Source organism: Pseudomonas lundensis, assembly GCF_015377145.2.
Taxonomy (GTDB): domain Bacteria; phylum Pseudomonadota; class Gammaproteobacteria; order Pseudomonadales; family Pseudomonadaceae; genus Aquipseudomonas; species Aquipseudomonas lundensis.
Genome location: NZ_CP062158.2, coordinates 3,278,650 through 3,304,688, shown reverse-complemented (window position 1 = coordinate 3,304,688; position 26,039 = coordinate 3,278,650). Strand labels below are relative to the sequence as shown.

Below are 26,039 nucleotides of genomic sequence, written 5' to 3'. Positions count from 1 at the left end.
GACGACATCAGTCCCACGTCGGGGCCACGCTTTTTGGGTCGGTCAGGCGGTGGCCGCGGTCCAGCGCTGCAATCTGCTGCATATCGTCTTCAGTCAGTTTCAATGCACACGCCTTGAGGTTGCTCTCAAGGTTCGCGCGTTGGGTGGACGACGGGATCACCGAATAGCCCAGTTGCATGGCCCACGCCAGCGTGACCTGCGCCGGGGTGGCGTTGTGCTGTTGAGCGATACGTTGGATCACCGGGTCTTTCAGCACTTCGCCATACGCCAGGGTCATGTAGGACGTGATGTGAATGCCCTGGCTCTTGGCGAATTCGGCCACTTTGCGGTTCTGCAAGTACGGGTGCAGTTCGATCTGGTTGGTCGCAATGTGTTCGGCGCCGACGGCGTCAATCGCCTCTTTCATCAGTGCGATGGTGAAGTTGGACACGCCGATTTCTTTGGTCAGCCCTTGCTTTTTGGCTTCCAGCAGTGCGCCCATGAACTCGGCAACCGGAACGGCGCCCTGAGGGGACGGCCAGTGAATCAAGGTCAGGTCCAAATGGTCGGTGCGCAGTTTCTTCAGGCTTTCTTTCAGGCTCGGGATCAGTCTGTCCTGGCTGAAGTTATCGACCCAAATCTTGCTGGTGATGTACAGCGAGTCACGCGCCACACCGCTGTCGGCAATGGCTTGGCCCACATCCGCTTCGTTTTCGTAAATCTGCGCGGTGTCCACTGCGCGGTAACCCAGTTCAAGGGCGTTTGTGACCGAGTCGATGACCACTTGGCCTTTAAGTCGAAAAGTACCGAGGCCGAAGGCTGGAACTGTCATGGATAACTCCTTGGAGGTTGTAAGAATGAGGCTGAGTATCCCTGTCCTTGCGGGTCTGAAAAACCCGTCCTGAGACAAAGCACTTGTGAGTTCAGGTCATGAATCACTGAGTGCGCTCACGCATAGGAGTTCCGGCTGCCGGATACGGGCTCACGGCCTAAATTTCGTCGGCGCACGCACGTTCTAGCTTGGATAACGCCTGCATTCAGGCTGGGACAGGTAGGGCAATGACGATTTCTCGACGAGGGTTCATCGCGGGTTTAGCGATCACCGGCGCAGCAGCGCCAGCAGCGTTCTATGGCCATCGCGAGTTGACCCGGGTGGACGAGCCGGTCACCCCCGGCGAGGCAACGGTCGACCTCGCGGACACCGCCGGGCAGCAACTGGCTGACCAACTGCGTGGCCTGTGGACGATCCGCTTCAACGGCCGCGATGCCGGGCTGGACGGCTTGCCGTCCGATGACCTCGAAATGTGGCTGGACATCGCGCCGCGTGGCCGCGGGGTACGTGGCTATCTGGACACGGCGCAGGTGTTGCACAGCCAGCAAACCCCGCGCTACCGCATTCTGGGCGACCTGGTTGAACCCGACGCCAAACACCTGCACTGGCGCCTGACGCGCAGCGATGCGCCTCATGGCGTGCCCGATTACGAGTTGAGTTTCAGCCTTGATGAGGTGTGGGGCATGTATGGCAACGCGGGCAGCGGCACGTTGAGTGGCCGGGTGCAGCGTCTGGATCGCCCGCTGGCATTGCCCGAGCAGGACAACCACGTTGTCGCGCTCAAACGCACCTTTCCTGAAGCCCGCGAGCGTATCGGCCTGAACCCGACCCTGCTGGCGTGGCTGGTGTCCCCGGAACACCGTTTGTTTCACCAGCTTTGGCATGCCTCACGCGACACCTGGCACGACTTGTCCGAGACCAAGCGCAATGCCTTGCGCGGCATCGGCTGGCAGCCCGGTCAGCGCGACAAGGAGCGCGACGCCCGCGGGCCACGCAAAGACCGCAATGGCTCGGGGGTGGATTTCTTTTTTATGCACCGGCACATGTTGCGCACGGCGCGCTCGATGCAGCATTTGCCCTCGTGGCCCGCGTTCCCGATGCCCCAGCCGGAGCTGGAGCGCGACCGCGCGGGGTTCGCCCGTTACTTTGACAACCACGACGGCAGCGCCTTGCCACCGACCTGGTTGGCGGAGGGTGATGAGTTCTACACCCAGTGGCTGAGTGATATCAAACAGCCTGAGACCTTTCACAGTAATTTTGAGGTGTGGGAGTCGCGCTACCGTGACCCGCGTTACCTGTCGACATTGACCCTCGGCCAGTTTGGTTCCGAGGTTGAGCTGGGGCTGCATGACTGGCTGCACATGCGCTGGGCGTCAGTGCCGCGCGATCCTTCCAACGGCGCTCCGGTGCCCTGGGCGCGTGACCCTGCGGATTTTTCGGCGCGCTGGTACGTGCCTGAAAACGACTTTCTGGGCGATCCGTTTTCGTCCCACGTCAACCCCGTGTTCTGGTGCTTTCACGGCTGGATCGATGATCGCCTGGAAGACTGGTTTCGCGCCCACGAACGCTTTCACCCTGGCGAACTGACGCGTAGGGAAGTCAACGGTGTGCCGTGGTTCGCACCGGGTCGCTGGGTCGAAGTCGACGACCCGTGGTTGGGGCCCATCACCCACGGGTGCAGCACCACGCCGGGGCTGGCGTCGGGCAAAACCGTGGAAATGGACCCTGAAACCATGAAACTGGCGTTACGCATTACCTTTGGGGATGAAAAGACCCTGGACAGCTTGTTCCGAAAAATTCCGCGCCGCCCCTGGTATGCGCGGCATCTGGTGACCAAGGCCCCGCACCGCGAGTGACCCTGAAGGCGGGCGTATCCGATGGGGGACCGTGACGGGTAAGCGTCATGAATTCAACGGCCAGGGTCCCCGTTCATTTTGTTATACAAACCGGGTTGAGTTTCAGGAGGGCCAGGTCCTGGCAAGGCCGTTGCCCGATCAGGTACACATCGCCCAGGTAGCTGGTCAGGCAGGGCGCAGACACGAAGCGTCCTGCCGTTTGCGAGTAGATATCCACATCGAGATACGGACGAAACGTTTCAACGGTGTATTGGTTGCCCGACCGTTTGCGGGTGGCGCAATAAAAGTATTCCCCCTGGGTATGCAGCGCGGAGGCGCCATAGGTGTCCGGTTGGTTGGACACATGGATCGGGTACTCCTCATCGATCAGTTGAAAGGTGACCAGTTGCCCGGTGGCACTTCGGGTTGAAACGAAGGGCATGTCTTTATGGATACACAGGGAAGGACTTTCGACGACGCTTTTGTGGTCTTCGCGTACGTGGGGTTGCCAGCCGGAAGGCTCCAGCACTTTGTAATAAAGTGCGCGGCTGTCTGCCCCGCGTAAGGCGAGATAAAGATTGACACCATTACCCACTGCCGAAGGAGCATCAGACGTTAACACCTGGGGGACGGTTTCAACGGGCGACCACTGAGTGCCGGAGAACGTGATAAACCGTATGGATTGATCAGGCGCGGTATAAAAACAATACAAGTGATCTGCATACACGGTGACGGAAGGTCGAAGCGGGCGGGTCCGTGTGGTCGGCAATTCAGAGATGTGCTGGATAATCATTTGATTGGCTGAGTTTTTGAACAGCACGGTAAAACCCAGCGTAAACACTCCCGGTGCTTTTTGCAGGGCGTAAAAAATATATAACTTGCCTTTGAATTCAACCGCTGAGGCGCCGGTGGACATGCCGGTGCCTTCAATCAATAAATGAAGATCCCATGTTTCGCAGGGCATACTTTTCTGCGGATCTTGAGGCAAGACTTGACGTGTGGGTCGAAGGGCGGAATGGTCGGGTTCAGTACTCAAGGGCGCACCTTTAATGTTGATAAGTTAATGGTTATTTAATGCACTCAGGGTTGAAGATCGAAATGCCCAGATCATCACAGGGGCGCTTTCCAATTAAATACAGGTCACTGTGGTAGTTCACCAGGCACGGTGGGGAGGTGTAGGCGCCCGCGGTCTGGTAGTAGTCGTTTAATTCAGTGGGGGAGCGAACGAGTTCAGTGGTGTAGTGGTTGTTTGAGCGTTTGAGTGAGGCGTCAACCAGGAACCTGTCCCATCCGGCAACGGCGGGGGCCTCATATATATCGTTCAGTGCTGACGTCAAGACGGGTGCCCAACCGCTCTCATGGAAGTTGAACAGGTACAGACGTTCATCCAGTCCTTTGACGGCGACGGTGGGCAGGCCGCCCGCGATGCAGAGGGAAGGGCTGCCATTGAATTTTATGTGAGGGTCGCGCTGATGCGGCTGCCAGCCTGAAGGTTCAAGCACCTTGTGATAAAAGTCACCGCCCTCTGTACCTCGCAGTACCAAAAACAGTTGTTCGCCCAACGCTGCCACAGAGGGGGCGTCGCTGGTCAGGACGTTGGGCACCTGTTGCGCGTTTTCCCAGAAAGCACCTGAGCCCACACTGAAGCTAATACCGCCGCTGGTATCTCTGTAAAAACAGAACAACCTGTTTTGATACACCGTGACCGCAGGACGATAACCCCCTAGAGGTCGGTATTGAATACCCGGCTCAGTGGGCAATTCATGCAGGCCCTCTAAAACAAGTTGGTTGTTTGGATGTTTGGATGTTTGGACACGATGGCATAGCCAATTATTCCGTCTTGCGCACTACTGCCTTTGTTATAGAAGGCATATAACTTGCCCTGATGTTCGACGGCCGAAACACCGCTGTTAATACCTGTGCCTTCTATAGGAAGAACCAGTTGCCAAGCCTGGCAGGGGAGAGTGTCCTGGGTCTGCGTGTCCGAAAGTAGGTTGAACCTGTTATCGCTGGAATGTGTGTTCAAGCGTCACTCCTTCTGCACGGTAAAGTGCAAGTGGATAAAGAAAATAATTAAATACGGCGTGAGCCGAGTACTCGCCGTCGCATCAATGTTGAGGCGAGTCAGTTCAGCCACAACGCGTGCTCATTCGCGTGCTTAATGTGGGGTGATGAATGTTAAATGCCGTTGTTGTTAACGGCATGTCGACATTCTAAGGCGGGGCGGGGGCGTTGAAGGGGTAGATATATAGGGTGACGTTTACGGCGTTATGGGCACAGCAGCGATGCACTGAATGCCCTTGGCCGCTACCGCGCGTGCCATCCCCCGCCCAGTGCTTTATACAACGCGATGCTGGCTTGCAGGCGCGCCAGGCGCAGTTGCACGTGCTGGTCTTGCGCCTGGTACAACGTGCGTTGGGTGTCCAGCACCGTCAGTAACACCTCTGCTCCGGCGGCATAACGGTGTTGGGCAATGTCGAACGCCTGTTGCGCCTGCTTGAGTTCTTCGTCTTGCCACTGGCGCTGGCCGTCCAGCCCGTTGGCGCTGTTCAGGGCTTTTTCGACGTCGGCAAAGGCGCTGATGATGCTGGCGCGGTAGGTGTGCAGCAGTTCCTGCTGGCGGGCGATGGCTTTGTCACGTTCGGCGCTCAGGCGGCCATTGTTGAAGATGGGCGCCGCCAGCCCTGCCGTCAGGTTGTAGAACGGGCTGCGCAGCACGTCGCTCAAGCGGTCGGCGCCCGAGCCCAGGCTGGCCCCCAAGGTCAGGCTGGGCAGCATGGCGGCCCGTGCGACGGTGATGTCGGCGTGTGCCGCCGCCAGTTTGGCTTCGGCGCTGGCGATGTCCGGGCGGCGGCTCAGCAATTGGCTGGGCACGCCGCTGCCAATGCTTGGCCAGTGCAGGCGCGCGAAAGGCGTCGCCCCCAGTTGCAGCTGTTGCACGGGCTTACCCAGCAAAACGGCCAGGCTGATGCGCGCCTCTCGGGCTTGCTGTTCCACGAGCGGCACGTGCCGTTGTTGGCTGGCCACCAGGCTGGTTTGCTGGGCGAGTTCCAGTGCCGTGGCCGAGCCCGCGTCATGGCGCGTTTGCACCACCTTGAGCACCCGTTGAGCGTTGGCGAGGTTGAGGCGGGCGATACGCAGTTGCTCATCAAAGGCCAGGGTCTGCACGTAACGGTTGGCGACGCTGCTGAGCAAGGTCAGCTCCACGGTGGCGCGATCAAACTCGCTGGCCCGCAGCGCCTGAACCGCACTGTCTCGGGCAGCGGCCTTGCCCCCCCAGAAATCCACTTCATAGCTGGCGGTCAGGTTGGCATCAAAGTAGTCCACGGCTTTGTTGTCATCGGTGGCATCCAGTTGGCTGTAGCCGTTGCCGCGCAGGAGTTTTTCCCGGTTGCCGCTGCCACCGAACTTAACCTCGGGCAGCAGCGGCGCACCGGCAATCACGGCGCCGGCTTGCGCTTGCTGCACGCGGGCGACGGCCGCCGCAAGGTCGTAACTGCCCGCCTGAGCTTGGGCAATCAGGCGATTCAACTCAGGGCTGCCAAACTGTTGCCACCATGGTTGGTTGACGGCCAGGGAGGCGCGCTCTTGGGCAAACTGCCAGCTCGGCGGCGGGACAACGGCCGTCGCGTCAGGCGCAACGTTCTGGCTGCAAGCCCCCAGCAACAGGCACACGGACAACAGGCTCAAGGACGGCTTTATCAATTGTTTATTCACTGGTCAGGGCCGTGACCGGGTCGAGCCGGGCAGCTTTGCGGGCCGGCATAAAGCCGAAAATGACGCCAGTCACCAGGGCGCAGCCAAAGGCGCCGAGGACGGCCATCCACGAGAACGCCACGGCCACGTCGCACAGGTACAACACGGCGCCGACGATGAAAGCCAGGCCGATGCCAGCCGCGCCCCCGACCACCGACAGCATCAGCGCTTCGGTGAGGAATTGGCGCAGGATGTCGCGTTGGCGCGCCCCGGTGGCCATGCGAATACCGATTTCACGGGTGCGCTCACGCACCGTCATCAGCATGATGTTCATCACCCCGATGCCGCCCACCAGCAATGAGATGGCAGCAATCGAGCCGAGCATCAACGACAGGGTGTTGCGGGTCTTGGCCTCGGCTTGAATCATCGCGGCGTTGTTGGTGATTTCGAAATCGCGATGGCCGTTATGCAGCCTGAGCATCAAGTGCTCGATGGCTTTTTCGGTCTGATTGACCTTGCTCGCGTCGGCCGCGGCGATCACCACGTATTCCGGGTTGTGGGTGCCAAACAGGCGGACACTGGCGGCGGAATAGGGCACCACGATGCGCGTGTCGCTGTCCGAGTCCCCGGAGCTGGCGCCTTTTTCGGCCAGAATTCCCACCACGCGAAACGGTACATTCTCCAGCAGAATGTAGCGCCCGATCGGGTCGGGCACGTCCTTGAGTACCTTTTCCCGCACTTTCTTGCCGATCACGGCCACGGCGGCCGCAGCGTCTTCGTCGGCCTGGGTGAAGAAACTGCCTTGCACCACCGGCCAGTTGAAGATGGCCGGGAAATCGATGCCGTTGCCCCCGGTGTACATCGTGTGATCGACGTTGCCATAGCGCACGCCAATCTCGGCGCCGTTGATCGGCATGATCATCTTCACCTGCGGCAGCGTGGACAGCGCGGCCACGTCATTGAGCGTGATAATCCCCAGCGGTGCCCGAGGCCGGGGCGACATGCCGCTGAGGTAGATGATGTTGGAGCCGAACGCGCCCATTTCGGCCATCACTTGACGCTTGCTGCCTTCACCCACGGCCAGCATCACCACCACCGACGCCACGCCAATCACGATACCGAGCAAGGTCAGGGCGGTGCGAAAGCGATTGATCCACATCACCCGCCAGGCTGCATGAACGGCGTCCACCAGCTCGCCTTTCCAGGCACCGCGCGCTTCGCTGCCCTGGTTGAGGCGTTGGCGCAGGTCGATGGCTTGCAAGGCGTTCGGGTTGTCAGAGACGGGGTGCGCGCCATTGGCGCTGTCGCTGATGACCTCGCCATCGCGCACTTCGATGATGCGGTTGGCCCGTGCCGCGACATCGCGGTCGTGGGTAATCAGGATCACCACATGGCCCTGGCTGGCCAGTTCATCGAGCAACGTCATGACCTCGGCGCCACTGTGGCTGTCGAGGGCACCGGTGGGTTCGTCGGCGAGGATGATGTGCCCGCCGTTCATCAAGGCGCGGGCGATGGACACCCGTTGTTGCTGCCCGCCGGACAGTTGATGCGGGCGGTTGCCGGTGCGTTCGGCCAGGCCCAGGCGCGTCAGCAGGGCAGCGGCGCGGGCATGGCGTTCGGCGGCAGGCATGCCGGCATAAATGGCAGGCATTTCGACGTTTTCCTGGGCCGAGGCAGAGGGAATCAGGTGGTAGCCCTGAAACACAAAGCCGAAGGCTTCGCGGCGCAGCCACGCCAGCTCGTCGGTGTCGAGGCTGGCCACGTCTTCGCCGGCGAACAGGTAGCGCCCGGACGTCGGGCGGTCGAGGCAGCCGAGGATGTTCATCAGCGTCGACTTGCCGGAACCCGAGGCGCCGACAATGGCCACGAATTCACCCGCATGGATCGACAGGCTGACGCCTTTGAGCACCTGCACCTGCGGGGTCTCGACACCGCCGTACACCTTGCGGATGTCATGCAGTTCAATCAGTGGCGTGGGCATTTAACCTCCGTTGCCGGGGGCGGGGCCGATCAGCAGGTGATCGCCTTCGTTGAGCCCTTCAAGGATCTCGACGCGCAAGCGGTCGCTGATGCCAGTGCGGATCTGGCGGGTTTCGATGTCACCGTTTTTGGCCACCACCCGCGCGGTCTGGCGATCGCTGTCGGTGCTGCCTTGCAGCGCCACGACCGGCGCCAGCAGGACATCGCGCGCCTGATTGGCGACGAAGAACACTTGGGTCGTCATTTCAGGCATCAACGCCTGGTCGGTGTTGTCGACATCGAGCAGCACGGTGTACAGCACTACCCGCGCGCTGCCGCTTTTGCCTGAGCTGGCGGGGCTGCCGCCGCCCTGACTGGCCTCGTTCAGGGGCTTGGGCGGCACGGGCAGGATTTGCCGCACGGTGCTGGCCCAGCGCCGGTTGCCGCCGCTCAAGGTTGTGAAATACGCCTGCATGCCCGGTTTGACGTGACCGATGTCGGCTTCCGAGACCTCGGCCCAGACCGTCATGGGCGACAGGTTGGCGATCCGCAGGATCAAGGGCGTTTGCTGCTGGGCGTTGAGGGTTTGCCCTTCGCGGGCGTCGATGGCCACCACCGTACCGGACATGGGCGCGAAGATGCGCGTATAGCCCAGCTCGGCTTCGTCGCTGCGCAAGCTGGCCCGGGCCTGACGGATCTGTGCCTGGAACATGTCGATGCGCGCCTGGGTGGTGCGCACCTCAGCCCGGGCACTTTGGATGTCTTCTTCGCGGGTGGCGCCGCCCTGGGCGAGGCGCTGCTGGCGCTGGTATTTCTGTTGCGCCAGATCGTGCAGGGCGCGCTGCTCTTGCAACTGGGCCTTGAGGTTTTCAATGGCGAAGCGGCTGGCGTCGAGCTTTGCGGTTTGCGTCGACGGATCAATCTCGACCAGCGGCTGGCCTTGCGTGACCTCGGCGCCGACGTCGACGTGGATCTTGCGGATCTGCCCGGACGCCTGGGCGCCGACGTCGACGTACTGACGCGGTTGCAGCGTGCCGAGTGCCGTCACACTGCTTTCGATGTTGCCGCGCGTCACGGGGACCGTGTCATACGCTTCGCGACCGGGTGTCAGAAAAGGCCAGGCAACCAGGGCACCAACCAGCAGTGAAGAAAGTACGATCAGCAACGCGCGGCGGGTCTGTCGGGGGCGTTTCATGCAGGGTTCCGGCCAATGGGATTCGGCCCGTCGTCAGGTTATCGAGCTGAAATGCCCTACAGCTAACGCTGTCGCGAGATGACAGTTACGGGGAGCTGTTGAGTAGACGTAGGCGTGAGCCATGAATTTAAGGCTGTTCGGAATGGGCTGTTACTGAATATTTCCTGTTTGTTTCTACAGTCGGACTTTAAATCTATATGAGAATTACTATAAATTACGTCCCCTAAAGTGCCATCATCATGCCGCCATCTGATTCGGCCCTGTTTCAGCGCTCATGGAAAGTTACCGCACCCGTTGCGGTCAGGAGTCACGTTGGAAAACTACTACCGCGAGCTGGTCAGCTTTTTGAGCGCCAGACTGGGCAATGCACAGGCCGCCGAAGATGTGGTGCATGACGCCTATGTACGCGTACTGGAGCGTTCCAGCGATGAGCCGATTGAGCAGCCGCGGGCCTTTTTGTACCGCACGGCCCTGAATCTGGTGATCGACGGTCATCGCCGCAACACGCTGCGCCAGATCGAGCCACTGGAGGCCCTGGACGCCGACGAACGCTTTTACAGCCCATCCCCGCAGGCCACCCTGGCGCAGGGGCAGCGTCTGGAAATGGTGCAGCGCGCGCTCAATGAGTTGCCGACGGTGTGCCGCGACTGTTTCTTGCTGCGCAAGCTCGAAGGGCTGTCCCACCTGGAAATTGCCGAACGCCTCGGTGTGTCCCGCAGTGTGGTCGAGAAGCACATCGTGAACGCCATGAAGCATTGCCGAATTCGGATTCGGCAGTGGGACCACGCTTAAATTTTATTTCTGTAGCCTCGTTCCTACTCAACAGACGACCTGCTGCGCTGCCACAGCGCAATCGGGTCATGGGCTTTTTCTTCCCTCTGTTGAGGGGCAATCCAGAGGACACTGGAAATGACACAGGCAATCGCTTCGGCCGTCGTTCATGATCTGATCGGCATCGGTTTCGGGCCTTCCAATCTGGCCCTGGCCATCGCTTTGGAAGAACGCGGGCAGGTGCAAGGCCCGTTGGACGTGCTGTTTTTGGACAAGCAGGCGGACTACCGCTGGCACGGCAATACGCTGGTCACCCAGAGTGAGCTGCAGATTTCCTTCCTCAAGGATCTGGTGACATTGCGCAACCCGACCAGTCCGTATTCTTTCGTCAATTACCTCAAAGCCCACGGGCGCCTGGTGGATTTCATCAACCTGGGCACCTTTTATCCGTGCCGCATGGAGTTCAATGACTACCTGCGCTGGGTCGCGTCGCACTTTGAAGCACAAAGCCGCTACGGCGAAGAAGTGCTGGCCATCGAGCCGGTGTTGCATCAGCAACAGGTCGAAGCGCTGCGCGTGATTTCCCGCGATGCCCACGGCCAGCAGCACGTGCGCACCACGCGTTCGGTGGTGGTCAGCGCGGGCGGTACACCGCGCATTCCAGAGGCGTTCAAGGCACTCAAAGACGACAGCCGCGTGTTCCACCACTCGCAGTACCTGGCGCGGATGGCTTCGCAGCCTTGCGTGAGCGGCCAGCCCATGCGTATCGCAATCATTGGCGGTGGCCAGAGTGCCGCCGAAGCCTTCATTGATTTAAATGACAGCTTCCCGTCGGCCCAGGTGGATTTGATCCTGCGCGGCTCGGCCCTCAAACCGGCCGATGACAGCCCGTTCGTCAACGAAGTGTTTTCGCCGGAGTTCACCGATCTGGTGTACCAGCAGAACACCGCCGAGCGCGAGCGCCTGATTACCGAGTACCAGAGCACCAACTACTCGGTGGTCGACATCGACCTGATCGAGCGTATTTACGGGATTTTCTACCGTCAGAAAGTCTCGGGCATTGCCCGTCACGCGTTCCGCAGCCTGACCGGCATTGAAAGCGCCGTGGCTGACGAGCAGGGCATCACCCTGGCGCTGCGTAACTCCGCCAACGGTGAGGTCAGCACGCAGGCTTACGATGCAGTGATTCTGGCCACGGGCTATGAGCGGCACATGCACCGTCACCTGCTGGCCCCGCTGGCTGAGTACCTGGGCGAGTTTGAAGTGGACCGCGATTATCGAGTCGTCACCGACGAGCGATGCAAAGCGGGGATCTACATGCAAGGTTTCTGTCAGGCCAGCCACGGTTTGAGCGATACCTTGTTGTCGGTTCTTCCGATTCGTGCCGAGGAAATTTCAGCATCTTTGTATGGTTACGAGAAAGATCGTACAAAGAGCGGCGTCAGCGCTGAGCAAATGCTGGCCGCTGCCGTCTGAACCTGCCCCTACTTAAGGCCCTGTCGAAGCGCTCTATTCCCTGCCTTGGCCATTGCCTCCCTCCAGTCGCTCACGTTTTTTGAGTGAGTGACTGGTCATTTCTGAACCCGTGCTGAAGAACTGTTTGATTCGTCAACGGGACGTGTTTTCACGGTTTACTCTGCAAAAGGTCGGGCGTAAGCTGCCGGCGTTTTCATCAATAGCGGAGTCCCTCAGTGGGTACCAGTTCGAGTGACAGTAGTCGGCCGGTCTTCAAGACTGGCACATACTCGGCAAGTTAACGCGCAGCTTCCCCTGCCGTTTCTTGCTGAACAGCGAGAAATGGCGCCTGGAACCGGTCCCCTGTGACCTGATCCGACAAGCCCTCTCTTCGACACTTAAACCTGTGTGACCAACGCCTTTTGCCAGGCCGGTTGCCTCAGGAAGCAGGCTCATGCCCCGCGTTTGCGGCGTAGCGCCTGTGCTCGCCTGCACCTGCCGTGGAATCCCGCTGACGTTGTCTGTCAGAGGACTCACCATGGGTAACACGTTTATGCCAATCCGCCGTCGCCATCATCGACCTGCCTTGCCGGGCCGTGTGCGATTGCCCCGTTAAACGCAGGCATTTGACCTGCTCGCGAGTACTCACACCATGAATGACGGTTCGAGATTAAGGCCGCCTGCGTAAGCCCCGATGAGGGTGAGCGCAGGCGGCGCAGGAGTAGCACGATGAAACTCACCCTTAAAGAATTTTTCGCAGGTTTTCTGCGGACCCGGCACATCGCACGGCATTTTCGGCGTCTGGCCGTGCTCGACAGCGTGACCCACACCACCGTCAGCCGCGAGGTGCCGCCCACCCTGGCGCAAACCCTGGTAGCCGCGGCCCACAGTGACAGTGCCGAGCTGATCGACCGGCTCGGCACCCACACTGACGGGCTGAGCGAAGCTGAAGCGCAGGCCTTGCGCCAACAGCACGGGCTTAACGAGGTCGAGCACGAACAACCGCTCAGCCGTTGGGTTCACCTGTGGCACTGCTATAAAAACCCCTTCAACTTGTTGCTGACCTTGCTGGCGGGCGTGTCGCTGGCCACCGATGACGTCCAGGCCGCGGTGGTGATTGGCACCATGGTGGTGTTGTCCACAGTGTTGCGCTTCTGGCAAGAGGCCAAGTCCAATAAGGCCGCGGACGCGCTCAAGGCCATGGTCAGCAACACCGCCACGGTGATGCGCCGTGACTTCAGTGCCGATGCGGCGCCGGTGTTTGGCAAATTTTATGGGGCGTCGTTGCACATCAAGGGCGCGCAACGCATCGAGTTGCCGATCAAGCAACTGGTGCCGGGCGACCTGATCGTGTTGTCGGCCGGGGACATGATTCCGGCAGATTGCCGCGTGCTCAGTGCCAAGGACCTGTTCGTCAGCCAGGCAGCCATGACCGGCGAATCCATGCCCGTGGAAAAATTCCCGCACCAGGCAGACCGCGATACCCGCAACCCGCTGGAGCTGGACAACATCGTGTACATGGGCACCAACGTGGTGTCCGGGGCGGCAACCGCCGTGGTGCTGGCCACCGGCAACGCCACGTATTTTGGGGCTTTGGCCCAGCGCGTCGGGGCCACCGACCGTGGCCCGACGTCGTTCCAGACCGGTGTCAATAAAGTCAGCTGGTTGCTGATCCGCTTTATGTTTGTGATGGCGCCGCTGGTGCTGTTCATCAACGGTTTCACCAAAGGCGATTGGCCCGAAGCCCTGCTGTTTGCACTCTCGGTGGCCGTGGGCCTGACACCTGAAATGCTGCCCATGATCGTGACCTCGACCCTGGCCAAGGGCGCGGTGTTTCTGTCGCGCAAAAAGGTCATCGTCAAGCGGCTGGATGCGATCCAGAACTTTGGTGCGATGGACGTACTGTGCACCGATAAAACCGGGACCCTGACCCAGGACAAAATCTTTCTCGCCCGCCACGTGGATATCTGGGGGCAAGAGTCCGACGACGTGCTGGAAATGGCCTACCTCAATAGCTATCACCAGACCGGCTTGAAGAACCTGCTGGACGTCGCGGTGCTGGAGCATGTTGAGGTGCACCGCGAGCTAAACGTGGGCACGGCCTATCGCAAGGTCGACGAAATTCCTTTCGACTTTAACCGGCGGCGCATGTCGGTGGTGGTGGCCGAGCACGACCGGCCGCACGTGCTGATTTGCAAAGGCGCTGTCGAAGAAGTCCTGTCCGTGTGTCAGTACGTTCGCCACGGCGATGCGCAAGAAGTACTGACCGATGAACTGCTGGCCCGCATTCGCAGCGTCACGGCAGCGTTCAACGAAGAAGGCCTGCGGGTGGTGGGTGTCGCTGCACGTTCCATGGCGCACGGGCGCGACACCTACACCCTGGCGGATGAGCAAGGCCTGACCCTGATCGGCTACGTGGCGTTCCTGGATCCACCCAAAGAGAGCACGGCGCCCGCGCTCAAGGCACTGGCTGAACACGGTGTGGCGGTTAAAGTGCTGACCGGTGACAACGAGTTGGTGACGGCGAAAATTTGCCGGGAAGTGGGGCTGGACCAGCAGGGTTTGTTGCTGGGCAATGACATTGAGCGCATGAGCGATGCCGAACTGGCGGTGGCTGTGGAAACCACCAATGTGTTTGCCAAGCTCACGCCCACCCACAAGGAGCGCATCGTGCGCTTGCTCAAAGCCAATGGCCATGTGGTCGGTTTTATGGGCGACGGGATCAATGACGCTCCGGCATTGCGCACCGCCGACATCGGGATTTCGGTCGACAGCGCCGTGGACATTGCCAAGGAAGCGGCTGACATCATCCTGCTGGAAAAGAGCCTGATGGTGCTGGAGGAGGGCGTGCTGGAAGGGCGTCGCACCTTCGCCAACATGCTCAAGTACATCAAAATGACGGCCAGCTCCAACTTCGGCAATGTGTTCTCGGTGTTGGTGGCGAGCGCCTTTATCCCGTTCTTGCCGATGCTGCCGATGCACCTGCTGGTACAAAACCTGCTCTACGATGTGTCGCAGATTGCGATCCCGTTCGATAACGTCGATGACGACATGTTGAAAAAGCCCCAGCGCTGGCAGCCCGCCGACGTGGGACGTTTCATGTTGTTCTTCGGACCGATCAGCTCGATCTTCGACATCCTGACGTTTTGCCTGATGTGGTACGTGTTTCAGGCCAATACGCCCGAGCATCAGACGCTGTTCCAGTCGGGCTGGTTTGTGGTTGGCCTGCTGACTCAGACCCTGATCGTGCACATGATCCGCACGCCGAAGATTCCATTCCTGCAAAGCCGCGCCGCCATGCCGCTGCTGGTCATGACGGGGGTGATCATGGCGATCGGGATTTTCCTGCCGATGGGGCCATTGGCCAGCTACTTTAAACTGGAGGCGCTGCCACCGCTGTACTTCGTGTTCTTGCCCGTGATCCTGCTGGCGTACATGGGGCTGACCCAAGCGGTGAAAGGGTTCTACATCCGCAAGTTCGGCTGGCAGTAACGCCAGTGCTTACCCATCGCCGCCTGGCCGGGCGGCGATGCCACACAGCGATTGAGTCAGGGATGAAACCATGCAAGCACTCAACAACATCAACCTCTCGTCACTGATCGACACCTTGGTCAGCCTCAGCGCGGCGTTCGTCCTGGGCGGGTTGATCGGTTTCGAGCGTCAATTCCGTCAACGTACCGCCGGCTTGCGCACCAACGTGCTGGTGGCGGTGGGCGCGGCCATTTTTGTCGACATGGCCAACCGCCTGGGCGGGGCTGAAGGCGCCGTGCGGGTAGTGGCCTATGTGGTTTCCGGCATCGGCTTTTTAGGGGCCGGGGTCATCATGCGGGAAGAAGGCAATGTGCGCGGACTTAACACTGCCGCCACGCTCTGGGCGTCTGCCGCCGTGGGCGCGTGTGCGGGGGCCGACCTGATTCTCGAAGCGCTGCTGGGCACATTGTTCGTACTCGCGGCCAACACCCTGTTGCGCCCGATCGTGAACAACATCAACCGCCAGCCGTTGGACGTGATTTCGTCCGAAGTCACTTACATGGTCTATGTGATTGCGCGACGTCATCAACAAAAGGCTGTGCTCGCCTTGCTGGAAGCCGAGCTTGAGCGCAGCAATTACCCGGCGCGGGATCTGGATCTGCATGCGTTTGGCCAGGACGAAGTCGAGATTGAATGCACGCTGGTTGCCACTTCCGTGGATGGCGACGAGCTGGATGCACTGGTCGCGCGAATTTCCACATCAACGCTGGTGGTCCAGGCGTTTTGGAGCCCGAGTACCACGGAGTAACTTCGGGATAACGGAAAGCATCTTTAAGGGAATTCTTACAACAAGAGTCACCTGCGCCCTTCCTCGCGATGGTTTGTTTTTGGCCATTATCCGCAGCTTGATTTGAAATCGGTTTTAACCCGGCAGCGTTTTTTTTGAGCCTGATGAAAGAAGTTTGTAGGACTTTTCCTATACTTCATTAAGGTCTCAATAACTCTGTCTTTTTGGGTTGAAATTAAATCGTGTCTATTCAAAACGGTGATTTTCGCTCGGTGTACACCGGCATTGATACTACGGGCTGGGGTGCATATGCATAAGATTTTGATTGTTGATGATCATCCGTTAATCCGTTCTGCCGTGAGCGCCATCTTGAGCAATCACGGCTATCACGTCGTGGGGGAAACCGATAGCGGGGTGGACGCTGTTCAAATGGCCCGCGAGCATCATGTCGATCTGATTATTCTTGATCTGAGCCTGCCAGGGCTCGATGGCCTTGAAGTCATCAGGCGCATAAAAACCTCGGGCCTTACGAGCCGTATTCTGGTGCTGACCTCCCATTCGCCCCTGCATTATTCACAGCGTTGCATGAAAGCCGGTGCGACCGGGTTTATCACCAAAACCAAAGGCCTTTCCGAAGTTCTGCAAGCGGTAAAAGTCGTGCTTGACGGGTACACCTTTTTTCCCAACTTGAGTGATAGCTCGGTGCGTAGCAGCGATTGCGCCGTGAGTGAGCAGGAGTTAATCGAGCGTTTATCTGGCCGTGAACTGAGCATTCTGAAACAACTGGCACTGGGTAAAACCAACAAGAAAATTGCTGAAGACATGTTGCTCAGCAGTAAAACCATCAGTACGTACAAAGCCCGTCTGATTGAAAAGCTGAACATGAGGTCGGTGGTGTACCTGGCAGAGTTTGCCAAACGTAATGACCTGATCTAAATGAACGCGCTCATCCTCCGGGCGTGGGCTGGCATGGTGGTGCTCGTATTCGGGTGGCCACAAGCCTTTGCTGACCCCTCAGTGCAACCCTTGCAGCTGTTGGGACGCTCGAATGTCGAAGAGTACAACGTGGCACTTGAGGCCGCCGATGAGCACTGGCTTGAGCAAAAGGGTGTCTTGCGATTAGGGGTGTCTGCCCCCGACAACATGCCTTTCGAGCTGGCCGAAGATGAGCAGTACCTTGAAGGCATCACGGCGGACTATGCGCAACTCCTCTCGCAGTTGCTGCACATCGCGATCGAGGTCAGGCGCTACCCTTCAAGGCCCCTTGCCGTGCAAGCCCTCAAGCAAGGTGAAGTCGACCTGCTGGGCAGCGCCAACGACTTTGAAGCCCAGGACAGGGCGCTCAAGTTGACCCAGGCCTACGCCGAAGACGCGCCGACGCTGGTGACGCGTACGGCGCGAACAGGCCATTTGCCTGCCGATCTGGCTGGCCTGCGGGTGGCGCTGCTGGATCATTATTTACAGCCGCAAAAAGTCCAGGCGTTTTACCCCAAGGCCATCCTGCAACTGTACCCGTCCACCCTGACCGCGATCGGCGCGGTGGCCTTCGGCCAGGCAGACGTCTACCTAGGCGATTTCATCGGCGCCAATTACCTGATCAACAGAAATTACTTGAACAATGTGCAGTTGGCTGACTTCTCGCGCATGGAAGTCACCCCGTTTGCCTTCGCCCTTGAACGGGATAACACCAGGCTGTTGGGTATTGTGAACGCCGCTCTGTCGGCCATTCCGCCCAGTGAACGCATGACGATCCTGCGTCGCTGGAGTTCGGAAGGGCCGCAGGTAAGCGGTCATTGGCGATTAAACCTCAGCAGTAACGAACAGCGCTGGTTGAATGAACACCCGCGATTGAAAGTGGCCATCAATGACCATTACCTGCCGCTGTCATTTATTGATGAGCAGGGCGCCTTCAAAGGCGTGAGCGCGGATGTGTTGCTCAATATCAGTGCTCGAACCGGGTTGGTATTCGAGCCGGTGACGGGGAATTCTGTCGAGGAGTTGATCGCGCTGGTGACCACGGGCGAAGCCGACTTGATGGGCGCTTTCACGCCCAGCAACGCCCGTGAAGGGCAATTGCGCTTTTCCCGGCCTTATCTCACCACGCCCTTTGTGCTTGTCACGCGGGTCGCGCCGGGCAGCCCGACCACCCTGGACCAGATGGCGGGCCAGCGGGTGGCCATGGTGCGGGGCACTGTGCTGCGTGAGTTTGTGCTGCATCACTACCCGCAGGTGCAGGTGCTTGAGGTGGAAAATGCCTGGGAAGCCATGAACAAGGTGGCCCAAGGTGAGGCGGCAGCGGCGGTCAATGCGTTGATCAGCGCGCGCTACATGATTTCGCGCTATTTCCGCGAGCAGTTGCATATCACCAGCACGGTCGGCACACAGCCCGCGCATATCGGATTCGCCACGGCGCGGCACTCATCCGAGTTAAGCAGCATTCTCGACAAAGCCTTGTTGAGTATCAGCCCTGAAGAAATGAGTGCCTTGACCCAGCGCTGGCGCACCACCGGGCAAGAGACAGACAGTTATTGGTTGCGCAATCGTGCCGCGATTCTTCAGGGCTTTGCGATTGCCGCTGTTTTGTTGGCGGTGGCGTTGGGCTGGATTGCTTATCTGCGCCGCGCGGTCATTAAACGTCAGCAATTGCTGGAGCAGCTGCAGGCCGCCAAGCAAAGTGCTGATGAGGCGAACCGGGCCAAAACCACGTTTTTGGCCACCATGAGTCATGAAATTCGTACGCCGATGAATGCTGTGATCGGCATGCTCGAGCTGGCCATGAAAAAAGCCGAGCAGGGTGTGCTGGACCGTTTTGCCATCGAGGTGGCTTCCGGGTCGGCGCGAGAGTTGCTGGCGCTGATCGGGGACATTTTGGACATCGCGCGCATTGAGTCCGGGCATCTGTCTTTAAGCCCTGAACGGGCCAATATTCAGGCATTGGTCGCGTCGGTGTTGCGCATGTTTGACGGGCTGGCACGCCAAAAACGTCTGAGTCTGGTCAGCCATGTGGTCTGTGAAGTGCCCGAGACGGACGCCTGGATTGACCCTTTGCGGTTCAAGCAGATTGTCTCCAACCTGCTGAGCAATGCCATCAAGTTCACGGACGCCGGAGAAGTGAAGCTGGCCTTGTACGTGACGCCGGGCCGCGACCCTTCCCGCCTGAGCGTGAGCGTGCGCGTGAGCGATACGGGCATGGGCATCTCAGAGGCGGATCAGTCACGGTTGTTCAGCCCGTTCATTCAAGCCAGCAACAACACGCAATCCGCCCGCAGTGGCTCGGGCCTGGGGCTGGTTATTTGTCGAACCCTGTGCGAAATGATGGACGGAACGTTACGCCTGCAGAGTGTGTTGGGGCAGGGGACGCAGGTTGAGGTGCTGTTGCAGGTGCCGCGTCTTGAGCCGATGGCCATGCCCATTGAGCCGGAGTCAGCGCCGGTACAAAGCCGTTCGTTAACGATTCTGGTGGTGGACGATTATCCGGCGAACCGTCTGTTGCTGGCTCAACAGATGCGCTATCTGGGGCATCAAGTGATTGATGCCGAGCACGGCGCGCGAGGGCTTGAAAGGTGGCATGCGCGCTCATTTGACGTGGTCATTACCGATTGCAACATGCCTGTCATGAACGGGTATGACCTGGCGCGCGCCATACGCGAACAAGAACACCTGCTGGGCATGAAACCGTGCCTGATCCTGGGGTTTACGGCCAATGCTCAACCCGAAGAGGTTGACCGTTGTCTGGAAGCCGGGATGAATAAATGCCTGTTCAAACCCATCAGCCTCAAGGATTTGAGCGACTGCCTGGCGTCGGTTGGTGGGGAGGAGGCCGATGCGCTTTGCGGCGCCGCGCCAGAAATTGACCTGAGGTACCTGCGCGAGACCAGTCAGGGGGATGACGCACAGGTCCAAAAGATGCTGGCCGCTCTGGCCACGAGCAATCAGCAGGACATGGCCCGGCTGTTGGCATTGTTTGTGGACGGCGATCGCAAGGGGTTGATGGGGTTGGCGCATGGGGTTAAAGGCGGTGCGCGCCTGATCGACGCGCGGGACGTGATCCAGCGGTGTGAGCGCCTCGAAGACGCTTGTACTGCCAGCCATGCGCCCGAGCTGACCGAGACTGTAGACGCTTTGTATCAAAGCATGGAAAGGCTCGATGAACTGCTTGCGCCTTATCTGGATGATGATGAATCGGGCGCCTGACAAGACAAATGGCCTCTTGAAATGGTGTGGGCAGCACTTATTTTGCTGGTGCCGTGGCCTGGCGCTGCCAGGCATCGGTAAACGTTCCAACGACACACTTGCTGATGGTTCAACTTAAATGCCAACGAAATCATTGCGAATCTTGATCGCCGACGCAGAGCGAAAAGAGGCTCTGAAGATAGAGAGGGCGCTTAACGGTTTGGGCTATTTCCGCATTGCGCCACTGGACCGGATTGAAGCCCTGCTGGGGCTCGGGGATGCCGAGAAACATGCGTTTGATGTGTTGCTGATCAGTCAACGCATGGCGGCCGCTGCGGGTTTTGATCGACCCGACGCCTGCAAGGAGCACCCGCAATACAAACACGTGCTGGTGTATGCCAGTGCCCATGACGTTGCACAACGGGTCAACGCGTTGATGCAGAGCATTGACGTGCCGGACACCACGTCAGGCTTGTCGGACTGAGGTTGGCCCGTTAATGTCCGGGGCTTCTTAAGCGCGTTCATAAAGGAGCCGGTGGCATGTCAGACGTCGTTGTGGTGCAAGCGGACTATTTGAATCCTGTTCACGCACAGGCCGTCAGGGATGTGCTCAACCATTACGCCCGGGACCCGATGGGGGGCGGTGAAGCCTTATCGGATGCGGTTCTTCAGGCGTTGCCCGCTGAACTGGCCAAGCGTCCGCATGCGTTTAGCGTACTGGCCTTCGTAGGCGGCCAGGCCGCGGGGTTGATTAACTGCTTCGAAGGGTTTTCCACTTTCGCCGGTAAACCGCTGGTCAACGTTCACGACGTGTCAGTGGTCGATACCTATCGGGGGTTGGGCTTGAGCCAACACATGCTGGAGAAAGTTGAAGCCATCGCCCGTGAGCGCGGTTGCTGCAAAATCACCCTCGAAGTGCTGGAAGGCAATCCGGTGGCTCAGGGCTCCTATCGCAAGTTTGGCTTTAGCGAAGGCCAACTGAATCCGGCACACGGGCGCATGCTGTTCTGGAATAAATACTTGTAAGGCTTGCCGCCGGTGGCTTCAGGCGGGTGCCCGGCGAGCCGTGTTTGAATTGCCTGGGGCTGCTTGCGCCAGCCCCGTTCGTGCCCTGCGTTGCCCGCTGCCTAGGGCAGGCGCATTAGAGCTTCCATTCAATTCCCACGTTGACGGTACGGGGATCCCCCCAGAACACTCCGTTATAAAAGCCGACATTGTCGTAGTACTTCTGATCGAACAGGTTTTTGACGTTCAGTGTGGCCGACAGGTGTTTGTCGAATTCGTAGCGGGCCATCAGATCCACCAGGGTGTAGGACTTTTGAGTGATGGTATCGGCGACGGTAATCGGCTCGCCCTTTTCATCTTTGCCACCGGTTGGGCGCCAAGCCTCACGGAATATGTCGCTTTGCCAGTTTACGGCTGCACCCACTGTCAGGGCTCGCCATTGGCCGGGCAGCCGATAGGTGCTTGAGAGCTTGAACAGGTTTAACGGCGATGCACTGTTGAGGCGTTGACCTTCACTGTCCCGCGAATGGGTGTAGGTGTAACCGGCCATCATGTTCCAGTCGCGCATGACTTCTCCGGCCAGTTCTATTTCAAAGCCCTTGATCTTGTTGCCTTTGCCGGCTGATTTGTAATATTCCTCGCCATTCGGGCCGCGGGGCACGGAGTCATCTATCACAGGTACGTTGTCTTGCGTGCTCCAGAACACGGCGCTCGAGAGATTCAACCGCTCTTGCAGAAAGCTGCCCTTGAGGCCCACTTCGTAGTTACTGCCGACCACCGGCTCAAGGTAAGTCTTGTTGATGGTTTTCTCTTCGGACGGTTTGAAAATATCGGTGTAGCTCACGTAGGCCGTGAGGTGCTCGGTGAAGTCATAGAGCAGCCCGGCGTACGGGGTGAGCATGTCGTTATGCAGTTGGGTGACTTTGTTTTTTTGGGTCAGTCGGTACGTGGTTTCGTCGTATTCCTTGTTGAGGTTGGTGCCTTTCCAGCTGCCGTAACGCGTGCCCAGCACCGCGTGCCATTGATCGCTGAGGTTAAAGCGTGTTGCCAGGTACCCGGCTTTCTGCTGGGTGGTGTCCCGGCTTTGCTCCAGCCCGGTGTTGATGTCCTGGAATTTGGGCACGTTGCTCAGGTTCTGCCAGTCGGGCACCTGTATGTAACCTTCCGGGTTGCGATCAATTAACCAGGGCGAGGTATTGACGAACGTTGCCTCCCCGTAGCCAAACATCAGCTCGTGATCGCGACCGAACAGCGGGTACGTGCCTGAAATATTGATGTCCATGGCGGTCATGGATTCGTCGCCCGTCATGTGCTTGGTATAGGCCTGCATGCCCGTGCCATCGGCTTGCGGAAAACCGCCCCCGGCGTAATAAACACTGCCGTCTGTACTGCTGATGCGATGGGTGTAAGCCGCTTTGAGGCGCCAGTCGCTGAATAGACGTTGATCCAGCGTGGCAAACGCCGTTTTGTCTTGTTTGGGCCATGAACTCCAGGGCGCTACCCAATTGGTTGCACGGCCCAGCCCGGCTTTTCCCCCTGCGCCATTCCAATAGGGCAATGTGCCCCAGGATGTGCCCTGGACCTCTTTGTTGAAGTAGTCATAACCCACCGAGAGGGTGGTGTCGTCGGTGAGGTCGGCTTCAAGAATGCCGTAGGCCACTTCTCGTTTGAGGGCGTAGTGATCGCGAAAGGACTTGGCGTCACGGTAGGCCAGTACGCTGCGGCCGCGCAAACGGCCGTCAAGGCCCAATGGACCGCCGACATCCACGTAGCTGTAATAGTCGTCGTAACTACCGCCACTGACGCCCACTTTGGCGGCCAGTTCATGAGTCGGGCGCTTGCGGATCATGTTGATAGTGGCGGACGGATCACCCGCACCGGTGGTCAGGCCCGTGGCGCCGCGCACCAGCTCGATGCGGTCATAAATGATCGTGTCGGCGTCGGTTTTCATGTTGCTGAATGTGTTGAGCATCCCGTCGATTTGAAAGTTCTGGATGGAATAGCCCCGGGATGAATAACTGACGCGATCTGTGTCGTTGTGTTGCACCACCACGCCGGTGGTATGGCGCATCGCTTCGGTGAGGGTGTTGAGGTTGAAGTCGTCCATTTCCTGACGGGTGACGACCGAAACCGACTGCGGGGTGTCGCGGATGCTCAGATTGAGCCGGGTGGCGGTATTGGTCGAACCGGTGGTGTAAGCGCCTGTGTGCTCAGTGATGGCGCCTAAACCCTGGGCGGTGATGCTGGTCTTGGGGAGTTCCAGCGTGGGGGTTGGGGCTGGCTCATCCTTCTCGGCCTCGGACGCTGCCAGCAGTTGGGCGGTGAAAACACTGCCGAGCAGGCCGAGGGCGAACGTGACGGGACGGGGTATGGGCGCGTACATGGCTGTCGGCTCCTTATCGTTGTTGTGAAGTGGTTCACATAAAACGAGCGATAAGGAGGCAAATTAGCCAAATGGGAAATGTTCTTATTTCAAAATATGTCTTTGCGCAACTCAAGGTCAACGAGGCGGTCGGGCCGCCTCGTTGTGGGGTTATTGCTTGGCGATTTCGCCGGGAGCCGGGTGTTTGGGTTTGATCAGGCTGAAGTCGATCAAGGCTTTTTGCGGACGCGAGTAGGGGTCGCCGATCAGTTGCGGGCGGGCTACGAATTGATCGCTGACCAGGCTTTTCTTGTCGTCCAGCTCATCGGCGGACAGCCCGGCCAGGTCGCTCCAGGTGTGAATGAATTGCGAGCTGCTGTACGGGCGACTCAGGTCACGGGTGAAATTCCATGGGTGGTTTTCACGCCATTTCGGTGAGGCCCAGGCCATGAAGGGAATGGTGTACATCGGGGCCGTCGGTTTTGCTTCGTTGCGCCCCAGCGTGCTGTGGCCGACCGAGTCGAACACGTCTTCGCCGTGGTCGGACAGGTACAGCAGGAAACCGTTGGGATCGGTCTTGGCGAAGTCCTTGATCAGGCTCGACACCACGAAGTCGTTGTACAGCACCGCATTGTCGTAACTGTTGTAGGTCGGCACCTGATCGTCCGTCAGGCCGGCGGGTACACCTGTGCGGTCAGTAAATGTGTCGAAGCTGGGCGGGTAACGGTACTGGTAGCTCATGTGGGTGCCCAGCAAGTGAACCACGATCAGTTTTCGCGGTGCGCTGTCGGCGAGGATTTTCGAGAACGGCTCCAGCACGTCGCCATCGTACTGACGGGCGTTCTGATTGCGGTTGTTGTTGAGGTAGACCTGTTCGTCCGCTTGCTCGGAGAAGGTGGTGAGCATGGTGTTGCGCTTGGTCATGGTCTGCTGGTTGGTCACCCAGAAGGTTTTGTAGCCCGCCTGCTTCATCACACTGACCAGCGACGGCGTGCTCAGGTACAGGTCGGGGTTTTCTTCGTCCGCAAACGTCAGCACTTGTTGCAAGGCCTCGATGGTGTACGGACGCGGGGTCACGACGTTGTCGAAAATCGACAGCTGATCGCGCAGTGCGTCGAGGTTGGGCGTGGTTTTGCGGTTGTAGCCATACAGGCTCATGCGCTGGCGGTTGGTTGACTCACCGATGATCAGCACCAGCGTGGCAGGCTTGCCCGCTTCACTGTCCTTGAGATGGGTCAACGGCGGGATTTTGCTGGCGCTGGCCAACATGCCCTGCATGCTGTCCAGTTGCTCAAGGTAACGGCGATACGCCACTACCATCTGCCATGGCACCGCAGGTTCGACGCGGCTTTCAAAGCTTTCCATCGCAGCGGCCAGGGTGTCGTGTTTGAGCGTTTGCTTGATCAACGGGTAACCCACGACGGCGACCAGAATACCGACGGCGGCGGCCCATGCCTGAACGCGGGGCAAGTACACCGGCCTTAAACGCGTCCACAGGAATACGGCCACGGCGGTATGTGCCAGGAAGGCCAGCACCATCCACCAGGCAAAGTACTGGGTCAGGTATTCGCCCGCTTCAGAGATGTTCGATTCGAACATGATGAAGATGACGCTTTGGGAAAATTCCTGCTGATAGATGAAGAAATAGCCGAGGCTGGCCAGGGAACAAGCCCACAACACAACGCCAATAATCGCCGCGAGTACGCGAGTGCGGGCGGGGAAGAGCAGCATCGGGGCGAGCCAGATTGCGCTCATGACGAAGGCCTGACGGAAGCCGGAAAAGCCCGAGGTGCCGGTCAGCTGGATCAACAGTTGAGTGATGCCGGAAAAGTACCAGAAGAACAGAAACAGCCAGCCCAGGCCTGCCCAGTCGAACCCTTTAGCCGAGGTGGCATCGCGTTTAAACATCCCCATACAGCGCTCCAGCTGATAACCACTTGGATGGTTGGCGCAGCAAGGCGTGGCCAACGCGTCAGCGCTGCATCAAGAGTTGAGCAGCATTCGAGCGTTGAAGTATCAACAAGGGGATGTGAAAACTTTGTCGCGAAATGGCGAGCATTCACTCGCCATGGCGGGCGGGTGTCAGTTCAGGTGGGCGGCTGAGCGTGTCAGGGAAAGAGGCGATTGGCCGAGGGCCAGTTGCTGGCGCAAGTGCTCGACCTGTTGCAGTAACTGCGCGTTGTCGTCCTTGAGCTGACGCAACTCATCACGACGGATCGTGACATAGAGGGTTTGCGCGGGTCGTGCGGACAGTACTGTGGTCATGGTTCACCTCTTTTTTGACATCTTCGATCGAGTACCCGAACGGCCCGCTGCGGGTCGTGGGTCACTGCCGGGGTGAATTGTGATTTCTTTTGTCAGTGAAGTGAACTTTTATATTTTTCGTTGTCCGCGTGCCTTCGTCCGTCGCCAGAACGTATTGAATAGGGAATCTGTTACCTCTCATGTGCGAAACTATGCGCCATGCGCTAGGACTAATCCTCAGCGAGGCACTTTACGCATCGCTGCACTAGAGTGTT

General features: G+C 59.0%; 19 protein-coding genes. 9 read left to right on the top strand and 10 right to left on the bottom strand.

Going from position 1 to position 26,039, the window contains the following annotated elements:
• Positions 1 to 7: 7 nt before the first annotated feature.
• Positions 8 to 811, bottom strand: a complete 804-nt coding sequence (gene dkgB / locus IF654_RS15490; protein ID WP_047276508.1) for a 2,5-didehydrogluconate reductase DkgB — start codon at positions 809 to 811, stop codon at positions 8 to 10.
• Between the two features lie 227 nt (positions 812 to 1,038).
• On the opposite strand from dkgB, the gene pvdP reads away from it, so the two are divergent.
• A complete protein-coding gene (pvdP, locus tag IF654_RS15485; protein ID WP_047276506.1) occupies positions 1,039 to 2,667 on the top strand; it encodes a pyoverdine maturation tyrosinase PvdP in 1,629 nt (542 codons plus the stop codon).
• 73 nt (positions 2,668 to 2,740) lie between these two features.
• On the opposite strand, the gene IF654_RS15480 is transcribed toward pvdP, so the two are convergent.
• From IF654_RS15480 to IF654_RS15455, 6 genes are all read right to left on the bottom strand, one after another.
• The gene (locus IF654_RS15480; RefSeq protein ID WP_139047516.1) at positions 2,741 to 3,682 is read right to left on the bottom strand and encodes a hypothetical protein; all 942 of its coding nucleotides are present in this window, start codon (positions 3,680 to 3,682) and stop codon (positions 2,741 to 2,743) included.
• A gap of 31 nt (positions 3,683 to 3,713) precedes the next feature.
• Positions 3,714 to 4,208, bottom strand: coding sequence for a hypothetical protein (locus IF654_RS15475; protein WP_196325519.1), 495 nt, complete (start codon positions 4,206 to 4,208; stop codon positions 3,714 to 3,716).
• A gap of 212 nt (positions 4,209 to 4,420) precedes the next feature.
• Complete coding sequence (locus tag IF654_RS15470) at positions 4,421 to 4,672, bottom strand: hypothetical protein (protein ID WP_194862263.1); 252 nt, start codon at positions 4,670 to 4,672, stop codon at positions 4,421 to 4,423.
• A gap of 281 nt (positions 4,673 to 4,953) precedes the next feature.
• Positions 4,954 to 6,348, bottom strand: coding sequence for an efflux transporter outer membrane subunit (locus IF654_RS15465; RefSeq protein WP_094987791.1), 1,395 nt, complete (start codon positions 6,346 to 6,348; stop codon positions 4,954 to 4,956).
• 7 nt (positions 6,349 to 6,355) lie between these two features.
• Positions 6,356 to 8,323 carry a MacB family efflux pump subunit gene (locus IF654_RS15460; RefSeq protein WP_094987710.1) on the bottom strand — a complete coding sequence of 656 codons (1,968 nt, stop codon included), beginning with the start codon at positions 8,321 to 8,323 and terminating at the stop codon, positions 6,356 to 6,358.
• Positions 8,324 to 9,496, bottom strand: a complete 1,173-nt coding sequence (locus IF654_RS15455) for an efflux RND transporter periplasmic adaptor subunit (protein WP_047276498.1) — start codon at positions 9,494 to 9,496, stop codon at positions 8,324 to 8,326.
• Positions 9,497 to 9,808: 312 nt separating this feature from the next.
• Between IF654_RS15455 and IF654_RS15450 the strand changes: the two genes are divergently transcribed.
• The 8 genes from IF654_RS15450 to IF654_RS15415 all read left to right on the top strand — a co-directional run bounded on the left by IF654_RS15450 (position 9,809) and on the right by IF654_RS15415 (position 21,179).
• The gene (locus tag IF654_RS15450; protein ID WP_047280478.1) at positions 9,809 to 10,288 is read left to right on the top strand and encodes a sigma-70 family RNA polymerase sigma factor; all 480 of its coding nucleotides are present in this window, start codon (positions 9,809 to 9,811) and stop codon (positions 10,286 to 10,288) included.
• Positions 10,289 to 10,405: 117 nt separating this feature from the next.
• The gene (locus IF654_RS15445) at positions 10,406 to 11,743 is read left to right on the top strand and encodes a lysine N(6)-hydroxylase/L-ornithine N(5)-oxygenase family protein (RefSeq protein WP_083333420.1); all 1,338 of its coding nucleotides are present in this window, start codon (positions 10,406 to 10,408) and stop codon (positions 11,741 to 11,743) included.
• A gap of 708 nt (positions 11,744 to 12,451) precedes the next feature.
• Complete coding sequence (gene mgtA, locus IF654_RS15440) at positions 12,452 to 15,214, top strand: magnesium-translocating P-type ATPase (RefSeq protein WP_083333421.1); 2,763 nt, start codon at positions 12,452 to 12,454, stop codon at positions 15,212 to 15,214.
• 70 nt (positions 15,215 to 15,284) lie between these two features.
• Positions 15,285 to 16,001, top strand: a complete 717-nt coding sequence (locus IF654_RS15435; RefSeq protein WP_047280477.1) for an MgtC/SapB family protein — start codon at positions 15,285 to 15,287, stop codon at positions 15,999 to 16,001.
• Positions 16,002 to 16,289: 288 nt separating this feature from the next.
• A complete protein-coding gene (locus IF654_RS15430; protein WP_047276489.1) occupies positions 16,290 to 16,916 on the top strand; it encodes a response regulator transcription factor in 627 nt (208 codons plus the stop codon).
• Positions 16,917 to 20,174: a transporter substrate-binding domain-containing protein gene (locus IF654_RS15425; RefSeq protein WP_094987708.1), complete on the top strand. Its 3,258-nt coding sequence runs from the start codon at positions 16,917 to 16,919 to the stop codon at positions 20,172 to 20,174.
• A gap of 118 nt (positions 20,175 to 20,292) precedes the next feature.
• Positions 20,293 to 20,637 carry an ANTAR domain-containing protein gene (locus tag IF654_RS15420; protein WP_047276485.1) on the top strand — a complete coding sequence of 115 codons (345 nt, stop codon included), beginning with the start codon at positions 20,293 to 20,295 and terminating at the stop codon, positions 20,635 to 20,637.
• Positions 20,638 to 20,693: 56 nt separating this feature from the next.
• Complete coding sequence (locus IF654_RS15415) at positions 20,694 to 21,179, top strand: GNAT family N-acetyltransferase (protein ID WP_047276483.1); 486 nt, start codon at positions 20,694 to 20,696, stop codon at positions 21,177 to 21,179.
• Positions 21,180 to 21,294: 115 nt separating this feature from the next.
• Here the strand turns inward: IF654_RS15415 and IF654_RS15410 are convergent, their stop codons facing one another.
• The 3 genes from IF654_RS15410 to IF654_RS15400 form a co-directional block, all read right to left on the bottom strand.
• Positions 21,295 to 23,541: a TonB-dependent siderophore receptor gene (locus IF654_RS15410; RefSeq protein WP_047276481.1), complete on the bottom strand. Its 2,247-nt coding sequence runs from the start codon at positions 23,539 to 23,541 to the stop codon at positions 21,295 to 21,297.
• A 150-nt stretch (positions 23,542 to 23,691) separates the two neighbouring features.
• A complete protein-coding gene (locus IF654_RS15405; protein WP_047276479.1) occupies positions 23,692 to 25,434 on the bottom strand; it encodes a phosphoethanolamine transferase CptA in 1,743 nt (580 codons plus the stop codon).
• A gap of 168 nt (positions 25,435 to 25,602) precedes the next feature.
• Positions 25,603 to 25,785 (bottom strand): DUF6026 family protein, encoded by a 183-nt coding sequence (locus IF654_RS15400; protein ID WP_047276477.1) that lies wholly within the window; start codon positions 25,783 to 25,785, stop codon positions 25,603 to 25,605.
• Between the last annotated feature and the right edge of the window lie 254 nt (positions 25,786 to 26,039).

Bases quoted from the DNA above. Each gene is read 5' to 3' on its own strand.
- IF654_RS15425 (WP_094987708.1), top strand. From the start codon at position 16,917: ATGAACGCGCTCATCCTCCGGGCGTGGGCTGGCATGGTGGTGCTCGTA.
- pvdP (WP_047276506.1), top strand. From the start codon at position 1,039: ATGACGATTTCTCGACGAGGGTTCATCGCGGGTTTAGCGATCACCGGC.
- IF654_RS15455 (WP_047276498.1), bottom strand. From the start codon at position 9,496: ATGAAACGCCCCCGACAGACCCGCCGCGCGTTGCTGATCGTACTTTCT.
- IF654_RS15435 (WP_047280477.1), top strand. From the start codon at position 15,285: ATGCAAGCACTCAACAACATCAACCTCTCGTCACTGATCGACACCTTG.
- IF654_RS15410 (WP_047276481.1), bottom strand. From the start codon at position 23,541: ATGTACGCGCCCATACCCCGTCCCGTCACGTTCGCCCTCGGCCTGCTC.
- IF654_RS15445 (WP_083333420.1), top strand. From the start codon at position 10,406: ATGACACAGGCAATCGCTTCGGCCGTCGTTCATGATCTGATCGGCATC.
- mgtA (WP_083333421.1), top strand. From the start codon at position 12,452: ATGAAACTCACCCTTAAAGAATTTTTCGCAGGTTTTCTGCGGACCCGG.
- IF654_RS15460 (WP_094987710.1), bottom strand. From the start codon at position 8,323: ATGCCCACGCCACTGATTGAACTGCATGACATCCGCAAGGTGTACGGC.
- IF654_RS15415 (WP_047276483.1), top strand. From the start codon at position 20,694: ATGTCAGACGTCGTTGTGGTGCAAGCGGACTATTTGAATCCTGTTCAC.
- IF654_RS15400 (WP_047276477.1), bottom strand. From the start codon at position 25,785: ATGACCACAGTACTGTCCGCACGACCCGCGCAAACCCTCTATGTCACG.
- dkgB (WP_047276508.1), bottom strand. From the start codon at position 811: ATGACAGTTCCAGCCTTCGGCCTCGGTACTTTTCGACTTAAAGGCCAA.
- IF654_RS15405 (WP_047276479.1), bottom strand. From the start codon at position 25,434: ATGGGGATGTTTAAACGCGATGCCACCTCGGCTAAAGGGTTCGACTGG.
- IF654_RS15420 (WP_047276485.1), top strand. From the start codon at position 20,293: ATGCCAACGAAATCATTGCGAATCTTGATCGCCGACGCAGAGCGAAAA.
- IF654_RS15430 (WP_047276489.1), top strand. From the start codon at position 16,290: ATGCATAAGATTTTGATTGTTGATGATCATCCGTTAATCCGTTCTGCC.